The organism is Marinobacter sp. UBA2498 (genome assembly GCF_002341575.1).
GTDB lineage: Bacteria > Pseudomonadota > Gammaproteobacteria > Pseudomonadales > Oleiphilaceae > Marinobacter > Marinobacter manganoxydans.
Window position 1 is genome coordinate 10,781 of the sequence record NZ_DDOI01000109.1, and the last position, 3,995, is coordinate 14,775.

3 protein-coding genes are annotated in these 3,995 nt (G+C 52.4%); all 3 read left to right on the forward strand.

Annotation, left to right across the window (positions count from 1 at the left end; translation table 11 throughout):
- Positions 1–129: 129 nt before the first annotated feature.
- A complete protein-coding gene (pilB, locus tag B2W52_RS15300) occupies positions 130–1,845 on the forward strand; it encodes a type IV-A pilus assembly ATPase PilB (protein ID WP_273071678.1) in 1,716 nt (571 codons plus the stop codon).
- Between the two features lie 2 nt (positions 1,846–1,847).
- Positions 1,848–3,068 (forward strand): type II secretion system F family protein, encoded by a 1,221-nt coding sequence (locus B2W52_RS15305; RefSeq protein WP_273071675.1) that lies wholly within the window; start codon positions 1,848–1,850, stop codon positions 3,066–3,068.
- Positions 3,069–3,162: 94 nt separating this feature from the next.
- A partial coding sequence (locus tag B2W52_RS15310; RefSeq protein ID WP_286803685.1) for a prepilin peptidase occupies positions 3,163–3,995 on the forward strand: 833 nt, incomplete at its 3' end.

Here is a 3,995-nt window from a genome sequence, read left to right on the forward strand (position 1 = left end):
TTTTTCTAACATCTGACACAAGCAGCTGAATGCACGCAGTCCTTTCCAAACGAGGGCTGGACATCTAAACTCACTGGAATTGACAAAACACCGGTTTCAGTAACTTAGGCTGCGCTTCTTACTTAATTTATGTCTACCAATAAAAGCAATATCACGCTTACGGGCCTTGCGAGGCGTTTCGTGGACGACGGGCTGTTGGATGAGACAACGGCAAAAGACGCCTTCCTTGAGGCTTCCCAGAACCGAATCCCTCTGATCACCTACCTTACCCAAAACAACCTGGCCGATAGCTCGAAGCTGGCGTTTTCCTCAGCTATGGAGTTCGGTGTATCGGTTCTGGATTTGTCTTCCTTTCTCCCGGAGATGATGCCGGAGAAGGTGGTGGACGAGAAGCTGGTGCGCAAACATAACGCCCTGCCTCTCTTTAAGAGGGGGAACCGACTGTTCATTGCGGTTTCTGACCCGACCAACATACAGGCCCTGGACGAAATCAAGTTCAACACAGGACTGAGCACTGACGCAGTATTGGTGGACGATGCCAAACTCCGGGAAGCCATCGACAAGTATCTCGAATCCCAGGACACCACCATGGGTGATCTGGACGACTCGGACCTTGAAGGGGTTGAAACCGAAGGCGGTGAACAGGAAGACGATGGCGCAGTTGTTGCCAGCGAGGTCGACGACGCTCCTATCGTCAAGTATGTAAACAAGATGTTGCTGGACGCCATTCGCGGCGGCGCCTCGGATGTCCACTTCGAGCCTTATGAAAAAGTCTATCGAGTTCGGTACCGCACTGACGGTATTTTGAAAGAGGTTTCCCGCCCCTCCATAAAGCTGGCGCCAAAGATTTCTGCACGAGTGAAGATTATGGCCCAGCTCGACATCTCCGAACGGCGGGTACCCCAGGATGGCCGGATCAAGATGAAGCTGTCCAAGACCAAGGCCATTGATTTCCGGGTGAACACGCTGCCCACGCTATGGGGCGAAAAGATAGTTCTCCGAATTCTAGACCCAAGCCAGGCAAAACTGGGCATTGATGTACTCGGATATGAGGAAGATCAGAAAAAGCTTTACATGGACGCGCTCGCACAGCCTCAGGGCATGATCCTCGTTACTGGTCCAACTGGGTCAGGCAAAACTGTCTCCCTTTATACCGGCCTGAATATTCTGAACACCCCAGGCATTAACATTTCGACTGCAGAAGACCCGGCGGAAATTAACCTGGAGGGTATTAACCAGGTTAACGTAAACACCCGGGTCGGTCTGGGCTTTGCCGAGGCGTTGCGAGCCTTCCTCCGGCAAGATCCGGATGTGATCATGGTGGGTGAGATCCGGGATCTTGAAACAGCGAACATTGCCATCAAGGCGGCCCAAACAGGTCACCTAGTTCTATCTACCCTGCACACCAACAGCGCCGCAGAAACGCTCACGCGGATGATGAACATGGGCGTGCCCTCGTTCAACATTGCCACGTCGGTAAGCCTGATCATTGCCCAGCGTCTTGGCAGGCGGCTCTGTAATGCCTGCAAGCAGACCTTCGATGTTCCCAAAGAGGTGCTGGTAGAGGAAGGGTTCACAGAGGAACAAATTGATACAGGCTTCACGTTGTACCGTCCCAAGGGCTGTGATAAATGCAATGGAGGATATAAAGGCCGCGTCGGTATTTACGAAGTGGTCAAGATTACCGACGAGCTGGCAAACATGATTATGGAAGAGGCCAGCTCCATCAAAATTGCAAAACAGGCTCAGGCAGAAGGCTTCCGTACGCTGCGACAATCCGCTCTTCGCAAAGTGATTGAGGGGGTTACCAGTCTTGAGGAAGCCAATCGCGTGACGAAGGATTAAGCATGGCAGAGAAAGCACAGAAGCTGGAATCGTATGTTTGGGAAGGAAAGGACCGGAAGGGCAACAAGTCCAAGGGTGAGCTGACCGGCTCCAACCTTGCGCTTGTGAAGGCCCAACTGCGAAAGCAAGGCATCACCCCCGACAAGGTGAAGAAGAAGCCCAAACCGCTCTTCGGCGGCAGCAAGAAGGTAACGCCTTTCGACATCGCTATGCTGACGCGTCAGTTGGCGACTATGATGAAGGCCGGTGTCCCGCTCGTACAAAGCTTTGACATTGTTGCTGACGGACTTGAAAACAAAGGACTACAAGAGCTGGTGATGAGCATTCGGAATGACATTTCCTCGGGCACCAGCTTTGCAGGAGCACTGCGAAAACACCCGAAGTATTTTGATGATCTTTATTGCAACCTGGTTGATTCCGGCGAGAAAGCTGGTGCACTGGAGCAAATGCTGGATCGAATTGCGACCTATCTTGAAAAGACCGAACTTCTCAAGAAAAAAGTCAAGAAAGCAATGACTTATCCAATTGCAGTTATCGTTGTCGCAATCGTCGTGACTGCAATATTGCTGGTGAAAGTCGTTCCCCAATTCGAGAGTTTGTTCCAAGGCTTTGGCGCTGAACTTCCGGTATTCACACAGATGGTAGTTAACTTATCCGAATGGCTCCAAAGCTGGTGGTTTATTGTTTTGCTGAGCATCGTCGGATCGATTTTTCTATTTAAGGAAGCCAAGCGCCGCTCTCAGAAATTTTCAGACTTGGTAGATAAATACGTTCTGAAATTACCTGTTGTGGGAGAAATACTCGACAAATCCGCAGTAGCAAAATTCGGTCGAGTTCTCTCAACTACCTTTGCTGCCGGCGTCCCACTGGTAGACGCCCTTGATTCTGTAGCCGGTGCAACCGGTAACGCTGTTTACCGTGATGCGATTGACCGAATCAAAAACGACGTTTCCAGCGGTACCCAACTGCAGGCTTCCATGCGCCAACAGGATGTCTTTCCTGTGATGGCCGTCCAGCTCACGGCGATCGGCGAAGAATCGGGTAACCTCGACGAAATGCTCGCTAAGGTTGCTGAGCATTACGAGGCTGTAGTCGATGATATGGTCGATAACCTCACAGCCCTGATGGAACCAATGATCATGGCGGTCCTGGGCGTTCTGGTGGGCGGCTTGATCATCGCCATGTATCTGCCAATCTTCCAGATGGGCCAGGTTGTTGGCTAAACTCTTGGCCCCAACGCTCCGCTAGACTTCATGTGGGGTCAGAAGAAAGCATTCTTCTGGCTCCGAGTTCGCCCGCCTGATTCTCGGATAGTAAATGATTACTCTCGACGCTTTTCTCGCCACTCCCTGGCTTGTTTTTCTTTCCGTCACCCTCGTATCCCTCTGCATCGGCAGCTTCCTGAATGTTGTCATTCTGAGGCTACCTAAAATGATGCATCAGGACTGGCGCTGCCAGTGCGAGGAATTCCTTGAGCTGCCGGAGAAGCAGCGTAAGCAGGAAGAGCGGATTACGCTCTCCAAACCGGCTTCCACCTGCCCTTCCTGCGGCCATGGCATTCGGGCATGGGAAAATATTCCGGTGGTCAGCTGGCTGGTTCTTCGGGGCAAATGCGCCTCGTGCAAGGCGCCCATTTCGCCCCGTTATCCGATCATTGAGGCCGTTACCGCGATTTTCTCGGTGGTGACCATTGCTGTCATCGGACAGAACGAGTCGGCGCTTTGGGCCCTTGTACTGGTTTGGTCTCTGGTGGCGCTGACGGTTATTGATTTCGATACCCAGCTTCTGCCAGACAGCATTACCTTACCCCTGATGTGGTTGGGCCTGGTGCTGAATTATTTTGGTGTGCTCACGGACTTCAACAGTGCCTTTTGGGGTGCGGTGGCCGGGTATCTCTCGCTTTGGTCGGTTTATTGGCTGTTCAAGCTGGTTACCGGTAAGGAAGGCATGGGGCATGGTGATTTTAAGCTGCTTGCTGCGCTGGGTGCCTGGCTGGGATGGCAGTTGTTGCCGGCGGTGATTTTGCTTTCCTCGGTGGTTGGGGCGGTTGTGGGTATTAGCCTGATGGTGTTCAGGAAGCATGGGCGGGAGGTGCCGATTCCGTTTGGGCCTTACCTGGCGACGGCGGGGTTGATTTGTTTGTGGTTTGG